This window comes from Pseudoxanthomonas sp. LjRoot143 (assembly GCF_964252945.1).
GTDB lineage: Bacteria > Pseudomonadota > Gammaproteobacteria > Xanthomonadales > Xanthomonadaceae > Pseudoxanthomonas_A.
This window is the reverse complement of the sequence record NZ_CAXUPM020000001.1, coordinates 2,258,256-2,270,760: the sequence shown is the minus strand read 5'-3', so window position 1 is coordinate 2,270,760 and position 12,505 is coordinate 2,258,256. Positions and strand designations below refer to the sequence as shown.

General features: G+C 67.0%; 13 protein-coding genes and 1 tRNA gene. 5 read left to right on the top strand and 9 right to left on the bottom strand.

Annotation, left to right across the window (positions count from 1 at the left end):
* Positions 1–4: 4 nt before the first annotated feature.
* Positions 5–700 carry an aspartate/glutamate racemase family protein gene (locus tag ACSQ1W_RS10755; RefSeq protein ID WP_436043413.1) on the bottom strand — a complete coding sequence of 232 codons (696 nt, stop codon included), beginning with the start codon at positions 698–700 and terminating at the stop codon, positions 5–7.
* Positions 701–866: 166 nt separating this feature from the next.
* On the opposite strand from ACSQ1W_RS10755, the gene ACSQ1W_RS10750 reads away from it, so the two are divergent.
* The 4 genes from ACSQ1W_RS10750 to ACSQ1W_RS10735 all read left to right on the top strand — a co-directional run bounded on the left by ACSQ1W_RS10750 (position 867) and on the right by ACSQ1W_RS10735 (position 4,633).
* Positions 867–1,262, top strand: coding sequence for a hypothetical protein (locus tag ACSQ1W_RS10750; protein ID WP_436043411.1), 396 nt, complete (start codon positions 867–869; stop codon positions 1,260–1,262).
* Positions 1,263–1,449: 187 nt separating this feature from the next.
* Positions 1,450–3,096 (top strand): GMC oxidoreductase, encoded by a 1,647-nt coding sequence (locus tag ACSQ1W_RS10745; RefSeq protein ID WP_436043409.1) that lies wholly within the window; start codon positions 1,450–1,452, stop codon positions 3,094–3,096.
* A gap of 386 nt (positions 3,097–3,482) precedes the next feature.
* Complete coding sequence (locus ACSQ1W_RS10740) at positions 3,483–3,752, top strand: hypothetical protein (protein ID WP_436043407.1); 270 nt, start codon at positions 3,483–3,485, stop codon at positions 3,750–3,752.
* Between the two features lie 119 nt (positions 3,753–3,871).
* Positions 3,872–4,633 (top strand): hypothetical protein, encoded by a 762-nt coding sequence (locus tag ACSQ1W_RS10735; protein WP_436043405.1) that lies wholly within the window; start codon positions 3,872–3,874, stop codon positions 4,631–4,633.
* Positions 4,634–4,867: 234 nt separating this feature from the next.
* On the opposite strand, the gene ACSQ1W_RS10730 is transcribed toward ACSQ1W_RS10735, so the two are convergent.
* Together ACSQ1W_RS10730 and ACSQ1W_RS10725 are read right to left on the bottom strand one after the other, a co-directional pair.
* Positions 4,868–5,383: a hypothetical protein gene (locus ACSQ1W_RS10730; protein WP_436043404.1), complete on the bottom strand. Its 516-nt coding sequence runs from the start codon at positions 5,381–5,383 to the stop codon at positions 4,868–4,870.
* Positions 5,380–6,021: a TetR/AcrR family transcriptional regulator gene (locus tag ACSQ1W_RS10725; protein ID WP_436043402.1), complete on the bottom strand. Its 642-nt coding sequence runs from the start codon at positions 6,019–6,021 to the stop codon at positions 5,380–5,382. Before ACSQ1W_RS10725 ends, ACSQ1W_RS10730 begins: the two co-directional genes overlap by 4 nt.
* A 262-nt stretch (positions 6,022–6,283) precedes the next feature.
* Here ACSQ1W_RS10725 and ACSQ1W_RS10720 point away from each other — a divergent pair, with 262 nt between their 5' ends.
* On the top strand, positions 6,284–6,850 hold the full coding sequence (locus tag ACSQ1W_RS10720) for a hypothetical protein (protein WP_436043400.1): 567 nt from the start codon (positions 6,284–6,286) through the stop codon (positions 6,848–6,850).
* Between the two features lie 147 nt (positions 6,851–6,997).
* Here the strand turns inward: ACSQ1W_RS10720 and ACSQ1W_RS10715 are convergent, their stop codons facing one another.
* From ACSQ1W_RS10715 to ACSQ1W_RS10690, 6 genes are all read right to left on the bottom strand, one after another.
* Positions 6,998–8,170, bottom strand: coding sequence for a nuclear transport factor 2 family protein (locus tag ACSQ1W_RS10715; RefSeq protein WP_436043398.1), 1,173 nt, complete (start codon positions 8,168–8,170; stop codon positions 6,998–7,000).
* Between the two features lie 81 nt (positions 8,171–8,251).
* A complete protein-coding gene (locus tag ACSQ1W_RS10710) occupies positions 8,252–9,280 on the bottom strand; it encodes a helix-turn-helix domain-containing protein (protein ID WP_436043396.1) in 1,029 nt (342 codons plus the stop codon).
* 90 nt (positions 9,281–9,370) lie between these two features.
* Positions 9,371–9,456: transfer RNA gene (locus ACSQ1W_RS10705), tRNA-Leu, on the bottom strand.
* 58 nt (positions 9,457–9,514) lie between these two features.
* Positions 9,515–10,102, bottom strand: a complete 588-nt coding sequence (locus tag ACSQ1W_RS10700; protein ID WP_192271558.1) for a cysteine dioxygenase family protein — start codon at positions 10,100–10,102, stop codon at positions 9,515–9,517.
* Between the two features lie 238 nt (positions 10,103–10,340).
* Positions 10,341–11,468 (bottom strand): homoserine O-acetyltransferase MetX, encoded by a 1,128-nt coding sequence (gene metX / locus ACSQ1W_RS10695; protein ID WP_436043394.1) that lies wholly within the window; start codon positions 11,466–11,468, stop codon positions 10,341–10,343.
* A gap of 27 nt (positions 11,469–11,495) precedes the next feature.
* Complete coding sequence (locus ACSQ1W_RS10690) at positions 11,496–12,428, bottom strand: endonuclease/exonuclease/phosphatase family protein (protein WP_436043393.1); 933 nt, start codon at positions 12,426–12,428, stop codon at positions 11,496–11,498.
* Positions 12,429–12,505: the final 77 nt, after the last annotated feature.

Here is a 12,505-nt window from a genome sequence, read left to right as displayed (position 1 = left end):
CGCGTCACGCCGCCAGTGCGGCCTCCATGGCCGCGGCGGCATGCAGGGCCGTGGTGTCGAACAACGGGACGCGCGCATCCTGCGCCGTCACCAGCAGGCCGATCTCGGTGCAGCCGAGGATGATGGCCTCCGCACCGCCGGTCACCAGGTCGTCCATGATGCGGCGATAGCGGTCGCGCGAGGCATCGCGGACCACGCCGCGGCACAGCTCGTCGTAGATCACGTCATGGACGACGCTACGGTCGTCCGCGTCCGGCACGATGACCTGGAGGCCATGCCGTTCCTGCAGACGCTGCCGGTAGAAGTCCTGCTCCATGGTGAAGCGGGTACCGAGCAGGCCGACGCTGCGATGGCCGGCCGCCAGGATGGCCGCGGCGGTGGCGTCGGCGATGTGCAGCAGCGGAATGGGCACGGCCGCTTCGATCTGCGGCGCCACCTTGTGCATGGTGTTGGTGCACAGCACCAGCAGGTCGGCGCCGGCCGCGTGCAGGCGGCGCGCGGCGTCGGCCAGCCGTTCGCCAGCGGCGTCCCAGTCGCCGTCGCGCTGCAATTGCTCGATCTCGTGGAAGTCGACGCTGTACAGCACCACCTTCGCCGAATGCAGTCCCCCCAGCCTCGCCTTGACGCCTTCGTTGATCTGGCGGTAGTACGGCACCGTCGATTCCCAGCTCATCCCACCGATCAGTCCGATCGTCTTCATGCGCATGTTCGCCGTGTCTCCATGACGCGATTATGCGGGGCCGAACGCGCGCGTGTTGAGCCGTTGGCAACGCGTACCGCGACGTGCGGCAACTGGCGCGGCGTTGCCCATCGCGTGCGTGGCCCCTACGATCGGGAGGGTCACGTTCCAGGGAGTCCGTCCTGCCATGAAGCGCCTGTCCCGCCTCGTCGTGTCGTGCGTTGTGCTGTCCGGCCTTGCCGCCTGCGGATGCGTGGACGAACCGGTGTACGCACTGCCGTCCCCCGATGGCACGTTGAAGGCCGAACTGCGCCACTGCGGCTGCAGCCTCACGACCTACCGTCGCACGCAGGTCACCGTGCTGGAATCGTCGCGCAAGGCCGAATGCATGGCGTCCACCGGCGTGGCCGGCTTCGACGCGCCCCTGGACCACGCGCCCCTGGCACTGCAGTGGCTGTCCGGCGATACCCTGCACGCGAGCTATCCCGGCTATCCCGACTTCCCGCAGACGCAGTACAGCGCGGGCGACCCCGCGCGTCCGACGGTGAAGCTGGTCTTCGGCGACGCAACACCGGCGCCTTAGCGCACATGGGGACGCCGGACGGCATCGCCGGGCGGCCTGTCATCACGCGGGAGTAACAGAACGGGTCGCAGTGTCTGCGGCGCCCGTTCCGAGCACGCGCCCGTTCCCGCTTCCGCGCCTGCCCGCCGACGGCCACGCCACTCCACCGAGATGCCGCGCGTCGCGGTATCAACCCCCGGATGGTCCCGTGATCCTGGATGCGAACAGCGCCCCCTTGCCGAGCCGTATCGATGCGGACCTCTGCATCGTGGGCGCGGGCCCCGCCGGCATCGCCCTCGCGCGATCCTGGTTGAATACCCCAGTCAACGTCTGCCTGGTCGAAGGCGGGGGCCACCGTCCCGAATCGCTCAGCCAATCGCTCTACGAAGGCGCCGCCGTCGGCGACGGGCGCTTCGATCCCGTGCGCAGCCGCCTGCGTGCGCTCGGCGGCAGCACCCATGTATGGGGCGGCGGCTGCATCCCGCTGAGCAATGGCGATCTCTCACGGCGCACCTGGGTGCCTAACAGCGGCTGGCCGCTGGCATACGAGGCGTTGCAGCCGTTCTATGAGCGTGCGCGCGAGACCTTCGGCATCGGGCACCACGCCCTGGCGGATGGCTCGTTCCTGCAGCAGGACGGGCAGGAAACACGCGCCGTCGTGAGCGAACTGCTGGAGCACCGGACATTCGTCAGGAGCCCGGTCTTCTTCGGCGAAGCGTTCCGCGACGAACTGGCGCAGGCGCGCAACGTGACGCTCCTGCTGCACGCCAACGTCACCTCGCTCGATGCCGGTCCGGAGGCGACGCATGTGGAGTCGCTCACCATCCGCTCGCTGTCCGGCCAGACGACACGACTGGTGGCGCGGCAGTACGTCCTGGCCTGCGGCGGTATCGAGAATGCGCGGTTGCTGCTGCTCTCGAACGACGTGGCGCCCGAAGGTCTGGGCAATCGGCACGGTCTGGTGGGCCGCTACTTCATGGACCATCCGACCTGCCGGCTGGGCACGCTGCAGGGCGGCGTACCCGAACGCGTCACCCGGCCCTACGACCGCACCGGGGGCAGGGGACCGACGCCGTCCTATCCGGAGCTGTGCCTGTCCGACGCTGCGCGCGCGCACTACGGCCTGCTCAATGCGCGGGTCAGGCCGTTCGCGGTGGAAGGCGCCGTGCCCGCAGGCGTGCGTGCATTGCGGGAACTTCGGCGGGCCTTCCGCAAACCCACCCACGACGAGGCGATGACGCTGGATGGACAGCTGGAATCGGCGCAGCCCGCCGTCGATGCGTCGCGCACCGACCGTTCGATCACTGCGCTGGGCAAGGCGGTGGCCACGGCGGGCCTGCATTCGGGACAGGTGGCGCGGGCGTGGTACCGCAAGCGTCATGGAAAACTGCCGGTCGCCGCGGAGCGGGTGGATGTGGTCGGCTACTTCGAGCAGGCGCCGAATCCGGACAGCCGCATCCGCCTGGGAGACGAACGGGATGCGCTGGGGCAGCGCAAGGTGGTCGTCGACTGGCGGCTGACCGATCTCGACTGGCACACGTATCGGATGTCCGCGACCATCTTCGGTTCGGAACTGGCGAAGGCCAGCGCAGGACGCTTCACGCCGGACGCATGGCTGGCGGACGATGCACGTTCCGACGCGCCGATCCACGGCACCGCACACCACATGGGCACCACGCGCATGGCGTCGTCTGCGCGCGAAGGCGTGGTCGATCTCGATGCGCGGGTGCATGGGGTCGCCAACCTGCATGTGGCAGGCAGTTCGGTCTTCCCCACGGGTGGATGGGCATTTCCCACGTTCACTATCGTGGCCATGAGCCTGCGGCTGGCGGAGCATCTGCACGTCATCCTGTAGTGATTCCATGCCGGCCCGGAATGATTCGAAACGGATATCGCGTGCGCGCTGCGGGCGTGGTGCGGAACGCGACGATGTCGACGATCTGATTGCAGCCAGGCGCGTGTGTAGTGCGCCTTACTGATGAAAGGGGCAATGCGTCATCGAGATCCGTCAGTGAAACATGGCGCGATTATCAAGTCCGCGTGTTCATATCTGTGATTGCGGTCAAGGCCAACCGCGTCGGATGAATGTCGAGCCCTCCGTAATGCCGACAACGCGCATAAAACCGTGTTTCTTCACGCGTTATCGACGTACTCCAATCTCAGGTAAAGGCGGTTTATGACGGTCAAAACTCCGTCAAAAAGGCCGTTATATTTCGACTCCCCAGCCGAAGGAGGATTCGAATGTTCAAGAACCAACAACACCTGTCGATGGCGCGTACGCTCGGCGTGGCGCTCGTGGCCGCCCTGAGCCTTTCCGCCTGCGCCACCTACGACGATGAGTTCGCAGGCATCAACTCGCGCCTCGACCAGCTCGACACGAAGGTGCAGGGCGCAGCGCAGAGCGCGGAATCCGCCAACCAGTCCGCACAGCAGGCCAACCAGCGCCTGGACCAGATCGAAGGCCGCGTGCAGCGTCTTGAAACCGCGCCGCGCCGAGTGCCGCGCGGCTGATCGCGCTTGCACGATCTGCGATACACCGTGTGAACCCGAGACCCGGTGGCCCTGCAGGGCCACCGGTCTCCTTGTTTGATCCGATCCCCGTTCCGAGGAGCTGTCCCATCCGCACGTATATGCACCCTGCGATCCGGACCTTTGGTGGCGCGCTGGTACTCGCGCTTGCGTTCATCAGCTTCAGTGCGGCCAGCGCCGAGAAAGCCACGGGCGGGAAGGCCGCCGCCGAGAAAACCGATGCCGAGAAAGCCACTGCACACGTGGACACCGGCGCCGACCAGCTGCCGCAAGGCCAGGACGTGTCCGACACGGTGATCGCGCTCGCGGGCTGGGTTGTCGCCAGCAAGGACAACCAGGGCTATCCGTTCGTGATCATGGACAAGACGGCTGCACAGATCCTGGTGTTCGGTGGCGACGGCCGGCTTCGTGGCGCGGCGCCCGGGCTCTTCGGTTCGGCGGTCGGCGACCACACCGCACCCGGCATCGCCGGACTCGCGCTTCGCGAGATCCCGGGCCGGGATCGCACCACGCCTGCGGGCCGCTACGTGGGCGGTTACGGTCCGTCGATAGACGCCGGACGCGTGCTGTGGGTGGACTACGATTCCGCCGTCTCCATGCATCCCACCGCGACGGTCCCGGGCGAACGGCGCGCCGAGCGCCTCGCCTCGGCATCGCCGGACGACAACCGCGTGACCCACGGCTGCATCAATGTGGCGCCCGGGTTCTACGAGCAGATCGTCCGTCCGACATTGGAAAAGGGTGGGGTGTTCTACATCCTGCCGGAGAAGGATTCGATGGTGGAGACCTTCCCGGAATTCGAGCAGAGCCGTGCCGCCGCGAAAGGCGGCGGTGGAAAGCGCGCACGCTCCGCCCGCCGGTAAACGGCGCAACGCCCGCCTGGGCGTGCGCATGCCGCCACCACCGCATGTCACTCGAAGGTAGCCGCGCACGGCGCGCGCACCTTCCACGTCGTTCCCTTCAAGACCAGGATGCGGTTCCTGCCCGCCGTGGTGTCGAGCGGCGATGGCAGGAATCCGTGCCGGCTTGGCACGTGAGGTACTGGAACGCCATCGACACCAGGCGCGTGCGAAAGCGCCCGCTTTGCCACTGCGTGCTCAGCACGGCGGCGGCGCGGCGAACATCCGGCCCGCCACTTCGGGCGTGTAGAAGCTGAGGTAACGCTGCAGGCCGTGCGGCGGCAGCACTTCCAGCATGAAGTGGTTCTCCACCCACACTTCAACCAGGTCGAACACACCGCCGCGCTCGCAGTAGACGCTGCGCCAGCCTTCGGCATCGCCGATGGCGAGGATCTCCTCCGCGCTCAGCGGACTGCTCAACGCCACGTGGAAACCGCTGTGGTCCTGCAGGCGGCCTTCCTGGCGGATCTGCACTTCCCACGGCATCACTTCGGGACCTTGCGCCACGCGTGTGGGATCACGGTCGCCGGCACCGGGCGTGTGCGCGGACGCGTGGGGCAGCACTTCGACACCGCAGCCGGAGCCATCGCGGGCGATGGCCACCCAGGCGCCGGGGACGACGGGGAACGGCATGGCTTCGCCGTCGATCAGGCGGGCGAACACGCGGGCGACGCGTTCGGGGTTGCGGGCGGGGAGGGAGAAGTGGGCAATCATGGGGAGGGTGTCTTCAGGGGTTGGTCGAGGGGCAGGTCGCCGCGCATGCGGAGATCCTGGGACAGGGTTTCCAGGGCCCAGCCGACGGCACGCGCCGTGTCGGCGCCGTTCAATCCCCACTGTTCACGCAGGGAAAGCCAGGAATAGGCCGAGTAGAGCAGTTGCAGGACGGCGGCCGCCTGCATGCGGTCGGTGTCCGCCAAGTGAGGATTTTCGGACTGCACGGCCTGCAGGAAGGCCGCGCTGCGTGCAGCGTTCTGGCTGCTGCGCATCTCGCGGCCGGTGGCGCTGGTCAGCGTGTTGAGGATGTGCGCGGGGGTGGCGTCGAATGAGGTGAACAGTGGCAGCAGGCGCGGCGGCATCTCGGAAAGCCGGGTGGGGAATCCGCCCGCGACGCCCTGCTGGTTGTTCATGTGTTGCCAGAGCGCCTGGTTGAGGTCTGTCCGGCTGGGGAAATGCCGGTACAGGGTGACCTCGGTGATGCCGGCCTCCTCGGCGATGCGCTTGGTGGTGACGGAGGCGGCACCGTCCGGGCTGGCCTCCAGCAGGGCGGCGGCGGCGTCGAGGATGCGGGCGCGGGTAGCGTCCGCCTGTTCCCGTCGCAGGTCGGACTTGTAGGCACGTGTCGGCTTATTCATGTAAGTAAGACTTACATTAAATATCTGAGTGGATGGTGAACTGTCCTCTGTCCGCCCATGCCGTCGTCGATGGCATCGCGGCGAGCAAGGGCGTGGATGCGACGCGATGTCGCAGTACACCGTGGCGGCCTGATTCCCTACACTCCGCGGCGCCGTGTCTCCTGCAGGCGAGGTTTCGCACCGCGCAGGGTGACGGCGAGCCCACCAACCCTTGCCTTCGCCTGCCCGTGGCAGCGGGGCGCAGCCTTCGACCAGGAGTTCCATGAAGACACGTTGCTTGCGTTTGTCCCTCGCTCCCTTGCTCGTCACCGCGGTGCTGGCCACTGGCGGTTGCTCCGCACCCTCGCAGGACGAAGCGGCGGCTCCGGTCGCCGCCGATGCCACGGCGGTGGCCCCGGCGGATGCAGCGCCCGCGCAGGCGGCGGTTGCACCCGCATCGACGGACGCACTGGTCGCCTGCGGCGAAGGGGATGCGCGCTCGGGCGTATTCCTCTATCGCGCCACGGCGGATGCCGAGGGCGTGGTGCGCGAGATGCCGCCGCCGGTGGACGATGGCGATGTGGTGCGTGTGGAGGTGCGCGCGGCGGCTGGTTCGGCGGCGTGCACCGGCAACGGACCGCATCGCTTCACCTGGACGGATCCTGACTCCCCGACGCCCGCAGGCATGTACGCCGTGATTGCCGGCGCCGCGGGGGCGGACTGCACGTTCTCGGGTTACTACCAGAGCGAAACCCGGTGGGGCGATGACGAGAACTGGGGCGAGACCCACTACACCCCGCAGGACGCCGCGCAGATCGTCGCCTCGGGCAAGTACTGCGCTGCCGACTGAGCGAGTGATCGCTGACGCCTTCCCCTGCGCCGCACCGCGCTCCCGGTGGCATGTGGCGCAGGGCAGGGTGCGGTGAATGAAGCGTTGCGCCGTGGCAACCCGGTGGCCATGGCCGTGGGGTTGGCAGGGGCACGCACAATCTGCGCGCTATTTTTCGTCTTCCGATGTACTGCGACCGGAGGGTTGCCCGGATTGGTTCTGCAGGAGGCGGATGACGGCTTCCGCTACCTGCTTCGCAGAGAGGTAGTTTTGTCCCGTTATCAGTCTGCCGTCGACCACGACGTATCCCTTGTCGCGTGCCGACGTGAGGAACGTGCCGCCGCGCGCCTCGACCGTCTGCCGGATGAGGAAAGGGAACTCCTTGAAGTATGCGGCGTCCTGCCTTTCGAACTCCTCGGGATAGCCGCTGACGCGCTTCCCGCCCAGCAGGTATCGGCCGTCGGACAACTTGAGGTTCACCAGCCCCGCCGTGCCATGGCACACAGCCGACACCACGCCATTCTGCTCGTAGACGTGCATGGCGATGTCCTGCAGCAAGGTGTTTTCCGGCACGCCGTAGACGGCGTTGCTGCCTCCGACGAAGTACACCGCACGGTAGCGCGCGGGGTCGATCTGGGAAGGCGAATGGGTGTGCTCCAGCGCGTACATCAGGTCCGCGTCATAGAACCTGCTGCGGAATTCCCCCGCTTCGGTCACGTTGATCGGCACGGCGCCGCCATCGGGAGATACGAAGTCCATCGTCAGGCCGGCGGCAAGAAAAGCATCCCAGGCCTCTACGACCTCTCCGAAACTCACCCCTGCGGGCAGTGTCGAATCCCCGTGGAACTTCGCACTGGACAGGATGAGCAGCACACGATCCCCCGTGCGAGGGGTCGACTCGCGGGTGGCCGTCTTGGAGACGATTCGCCATTCGCCCTCCAGTTTTCGGAGCAGAAACAAGTCGATGAACCGTGCCCCCTGGCTGGGAACCAGGATCTCGGCCTTGACGGTTGCGGTGTCCGCCTCGACGTCAATCGACAGCACGTTTCCGATCCGTCCGGTTGGCTTGCCTTCCTTGGGCCCAGAGAACCAGCCGACGTACTCATCGACGCTGACCGGCCAGTAGGCGGTGTCAGGCCGGCTGAGCAGCAGGCGTGCGTCAGGATGAAAGGCGCGCCGCAACTGCTCAGGCCGCGCGTAGGCGCTGCCATCGATGTAGTCGGTCAGGGTGCGGGTGATGGCGATCCGGTCGGCGGTCTCATCAGCCGCGTGGGCGCCGGGCAGGATCGTCAGCCAGGCCAGAGGCAGGACGACGTATCGCAGGAATCGAAATGGGGACATGACGCATGCTCGGAGTGGAAAGACGCCGCGAACGCTACAGGCGCCTTTTCGAATCAATGCGTTGGAATCTGCTTCAGGACTCTAGGAATCGATTCCCGGAGTCGGGACGCTTTGTCGGAACGCCGCCGGGGTGGTGCCTTCCACCTTCTTGAAGGCACTGTAGAAGGTCGACATCGATTGGAAGCCCGCTTCTTCGGCCACGACGTCGAGCGGCTTGGGGGGAACATGTCGCAGCAGCGTCTTCGCCTCGCCCACGCGCAGTTGCGCCAGGTACTGCTTGAACGAGGTCTGGTTGTTGTCGTTCAGGAGCTGCGACAGGCGGATCTGTGGAACGCCGAGCCGGCGAGCAAGGCGGGGCAGGGTCAAGGCAGGGTCAAGGTACAAGCGCTCGCGCGCCATCAACTCCGCCAAGATCTCCAACTGCGCGACGGCCTCGGGCTGCGGAATCCGCCGATCCTGATAGGGCTCGATCGTGGCTTGGCCGGACCGGAGGCGAAGGTAGACCAGGACGCTCGCCGCCAGAACAAAGGTGAAGGACAGCGCTCCCACGATGTAGGAGGTGTAGCCGGACGTGTAGTAGGCGATCCAGATCAACCAGATGCTGCCTACGACCCCCAGCAGCAACGTGCCGGATGGCGCACGTGGAAGTCGTGTGCGGTGGAGGTACACCTGCGCCGTGGCCAGCAGCAGGTAGCCCAGCCACGTGTAAGTGATCGTCGGCACGATGATGTGTCGCCAAAGATCGAGATGGTCGGCATAGGGCAGAAACATGTTCACGGCGGCGGCAATGATCAGCAAGCCGACGATATGCCAACGGTCGGCTCGCCCGGGTGCGGGACTGTCGCCCTGGCTCGAACGCACCAGGAAGAACAAGCAGGGCCCGATCATGAAACAGGCGGTCAGGCCGATCTGGAGGACGATCTTGGGAACATGTGGCCAGAAGTAGAACGCCACGGACTTTCCTGCCCGCACACTGACCGCCAGGATCAGCAGCGACAGCCAACGCTGCGTCGGCCTGCCGTTCGCCTGCCACCAGAGAAACGCTGCTGCAGCGATGCCGTTGAAGGCGCCGAGCATGGCGAAGAAGAACAGGAAATGTTGGCTCAGCATGATCGTCGCATCGAGAACCGGGCTCCACCCACTCTGCGAAAGCACTCCATGTCCCAAACGAAAAAACCCTGGAGGTCCAGGGTTTGATCTTGGTGCCGGAGGTGGGACTCGAACCCACACGCTTTTAAGGGCGGCGGATTTTGAGTCCGCTGCGTCTACCATTCCGCCACTCCGGCGCGGACGCGAAGTATAGCCGAGCCCGGCTCCCGGCCGACAGGGGCCGGGCCAGCGGCCTCAGTTGACTTGGTCCGTGCCCAGCAGCCGCTCGCCGCGGCGCTGCCAGCCCTCGGCGCCGGCCTCTTCCTCCGGCGTGAAGATCCCGCAGCGGACCATCGTGCGCTGGTACACATGCAGACTGACCGCGATCGCCTTGTCGCTCGGATTGCGGATCGTGTGGTACTCGTGCGGCGGAATCAGACTGCCCGCCGAGCCCGTACCGGCCTCGATCGTGCCGGCCGGCACGAAGCGGTACCGCACATCGTCGTGCTCGGCCAGCTCGTACTGCGTGATTTCCAACCGCCCGCGCCACACGCCCTCCACGCACCACATGCCCGAATGATCGTGGATCTTCGTGCCCTGGCCCGGACCCCACGTCATCGCGATCACGCTGTAGCCATGCTCCGGACTGGTGTACAGCTCACGGCGTGCGTAATGGTCGGAGATCGGCTCCAGCACACAGGCCGGCAGGCTGACCTCCTCGTCGCAGATCAGTTCGCACAACGACTTGCGCAACGCATCGGTGACGGCACGGTCGTCGCCCAAGGTGACGGCGGCGTCCAGCGAGGCGACCAGCTTGTCGGCGCCGGGGAAATCGAGGGTCATGGCACGGCCCGCTTGAGAGAGTGGGGCCATTTTAGCCGGCCGGGGCGTGGAGGGGGTCGTGCGGTGCGGGATGGCCAGTGTTTCCCCTCGCCCCGCGTGCGGGGAGAGGGTGCCGAAGGCGGGTGAGGGGCGAACGGAGTGGGAGCGCTTCGGCGCATGGGCAAGTACCGCGCTTGCCCCTCATCCGCCCTCCGGGCACCTTCTCCCCGCCTAGCGGGGAGAAGGGAGCAATCCACGCTCAGATCGAGCCCAGGAACTCCGCCACCGCCGGCCCGAACCGCTCGAAATCCACCAGGAAGGCGTCGTGCCCCTGCGGCGACTCCAGCGGCAGGAACTCCGCCTGCGCCCCGCCGGCCGCCAGCCCCTCGGCGATCTGTTGTTGCTGCTGCAGCGGGAACAGGATGTCGGTGGTGGCGCCGATCGCCAGCGCCCGCTGCACGCGGATCTTCGCCAGCCCCTTCTCCACGTCACCGTCCGCCCGCTCTTCACCGGCATAGTCGGCAAGATCGAACCAGTCCATCGACCGGCTCAGGTAGAGATAGCAGTTCGGATCGAAGCGGCGCACGAACCGGCGCGCATGGCCTTCCAGATAGCTTTCCACCTGGAACTCCAGGCCGAACGGCTCCTCGTCCGGGCGATCCGATTCCAGGCGCACGCGGCCGAAGCGGCCATCCCATTCCAGCGCCGAGCGGTAGGTGATCACGCCCAGCTTGCGCGCCATGCGCATGCCGGATTCCGGATATGTCTCGTCGTCGTACTGGCCGTGGTTCCAGTTCGGATCCAGCCGGATCGCCTCGCGCTGCAGCGAGCGGATGGCGATCGAGAACGGCAGCGCCTGCGCGCTGCCGGAGATGTTGATGTGCGTGCGCGCCGCACCCGGATGCAGCAGCAGGTAAGCCAGCGCCGTCATCCCGCCCATCGAATTGCCGATGATGCAGGCCAGTTGCTCGATGCCCAGTCCGCGCACCACGTCGAACGCCGCGTTCGCGCCGTCTTCCACCGACAGCTCGGGGAAGTCCAGGCGGTACAGCGCACCGGTATCCGGATTGATCGAGGCGGGGCCGGTCGAGCCCTTGCAGCTGCCCAGCGAGTTCACGCAGACCACGAACCAGCGGTCGGTGTCGATCGGCTTGCCCGGACCGAGCATCGCTTCCCACCAGCCCTCGGCCTCGTTGCCGGCGTTACGTGCGGCATGCGCATCCGGCGACAGCCCGGTGACGATCAGCACCGCATTGTCGCGGCGTTCGTTCAACGTGCCCCAGGTCTCGTACGCCATCCGCGCCCCGTGCAGCTCGCCGCCGCGCTTCATGCGGAACGGCGAGGGCAGGGGATGGAAGCGGGTACCGGGGGGGGTGAATTCGGTCATCCGCCAAGTGTAGCGATCCGGGCGCCGCTATTCGCCCCGCCACCGCAGCCCGGCACGCACCGGCAGGTGGTCCGAACCGATGTCGGGCCCACGCTCCGCGCCCGTCTGCGCGAACCCTGACGAGACCAGCACGTGATCGATGCCAATGCTGAACAGACCTTTGCCTTCGTTCGGATACGTCGGTGTCCAGCCTGTGGCACGTCTCAGCGACCGCAGATCGGTACCCAGCAGCGCGCTGGACCAAGGCGTCGCATTGAGGTCGCCGGCGACGATCATCGGCGTCTGCTGTGCCGATGCCGCCAGTTCGCGCAACAGGTCATCGCGTGCGCGGTACTTGCGCGTGGCCATTGGCGGCTTCGGGTGCGCCGCGACGAAGCGAACGCGACGTCCTTCAATGTCCAGGCCGATCTCCATCCGCAATGCGCCGAGACGGTCGGCCACCACGCGCACATCGTGCAGGGGACGGTCGGACAGGATGCCCAGGCCCGGCGGCGATGCGAGCGGATGCAATGCCCGGTGCGGGAACCCGCCGTATCCCTGCCGCGCCAGCGCCTCCGCGTAGTCGGGCGATAGCTCGGTCAGCACGACGATGTGTGCCGGCTGGCGATCCAGCCAGTCGAGCAGTGCCATGGGGTCGCGCTGGCGGATGTTGACGTTGGCGACGGCGATGACCAGTTCCGGTGGCCCGTCCGCGTGCGGTGCGACGGGACTGGCGGTGAACCATGGCAAGGCGAGCAACGGCAGCGCCAGCAGCCAGCGCCTGTCGCGCAGCGCGCCGAGCGCGCAGGCGAGCAGCCATGCCAGGGCGTAGAGCGGCTGCCAGTGCGCGAACAGGTCCAAGGCCCAGCCGATCGATCCCTGGCCCGGCATCCACGCGCGCTGCAGCGGCAGCAGGAGTCCGAGTAGGGCGGGTGCGGCGATCCACGGCGCGAGCCGGGAAACGAGGCGTGCGCGGCTCATGCGACAGGCGGGAAATGGATCATCGCCGGAGTGTAGGCATGGCGCAGAGGCGATGCCATGTCATGTAGGTGCCGCGC